Annotated in this window: 1 tRNA gene and 1 rRNA gene; both read right to left on the bottom strand. The window is 49.0% G+C overall.

The window, feature by feature from the left end:
* Window positions 1-198: 198 nt before the first annotated feature.
* Window positions 199-274: transfer RNA gene (locus CWS43_RS27120), tRNA-Glu, on the bottom strand.
* 142 nt (window positions 275-416) lie between these two features.
* A 16S ribosomal RNA gene (locus CWS43_RS27115) occupies window positions 417-1,066 on the bottom strand; the annotation flags it as partial.

The following is a 1,066-nucleotide window of genomic DNA, read 5'->3' as shown; positions in this document are numbered from 1 at the left end:
CAACGTCGCGCTGCGATTATTTGAGAGACTCTGTTACAGACTAATCACCACTCAGTACTTCTACGGAGAGTGATGTTCAGCTGTAAACTTTCAATTTTTCAGCTTGTTCCAGATTGTTAAAGAGCAATATCTTAAACACGACTCGTTAAAGTCATCTTTAAGATATTCATTGATAATGTCTTTCACACATTACCGGAGTGGCGTCCCCAAGGGGATTCGAACCCCTGTTACAGCCGTGAAAGGGCAGTGTCCTAGGCCTCTAGACGATGGGGACACGAAAAATCCGTACCAGACCGTATAACGGTGTGGCACTTTTCGCATCAGCGTAAGGTTACCCTTACCGCATCAACAGGTGCTCTTGCTCATTAATTTCATCAGACAATCTGTGTGGACACTGCACAATGCGTATCTTGAGGTAAGGAGGTGATCCAACCGCAGGTTCCCCTACGGTTACCTTGTTACGACTTCACCCCAGTCATGAATCACAAAGTGGTAAGCGCCCTCCCGAAGGTTAAGCTACCTACTTCTTTTGCAACCCACTCCCATGGTGTGACGGGCGGTGTGTACAAGGCCCGGGAACGTATTCACCGTAGCATTCTGATCTACGATTACTAGCGATTCCGACTTCATGGAGTCGAGTTGCAGACTCCAATCCGGACTACGACATACTTTATGAGGTCCGCTTGCTCTCGCGAGTTTGCTTCTCTTTGTATATGCCATTGTAGCACGTGTGTAGCCCTACTCGTAAGGGCCATGATGACTTGACGTCATCCCCACCTTCCTCCGGTTTATCACCGGCAGTCTCCTTTGAGTTCCCACCATTACGTGCTGGCAACAAAGGATAAGGGTTGCGCTCGTTGCGGGACTTAACCCAACATTTCACAACACGAGCTGACGACAGCCATGCAGCACCTGTCTCAGAGTTCCCGAAGGCACTACGCTATCTCTAGCGAATTCTCTGGATGTCAAGAGTAGGTAAGGTTCTTCGCGTTGCATCGAATTAAACCACATGCTCCACCGCTTGTGCGGGCCCCCGTCAATTCATTTGAGTTTTAACCTTGCGGCC

Source organism: Rahnella sp. AA (assembly GCF_002834385.1).
In the GTDB taxonomy this organism is placed as follows: Bacteria; Pseudomonadota; Gammaproteobacteria; order Enterobacterales; family Enterobacteriaceae; genus Rahnella.
This window is presented reverse-complemented; position numbering and strand designations above follow the sequence as displayed.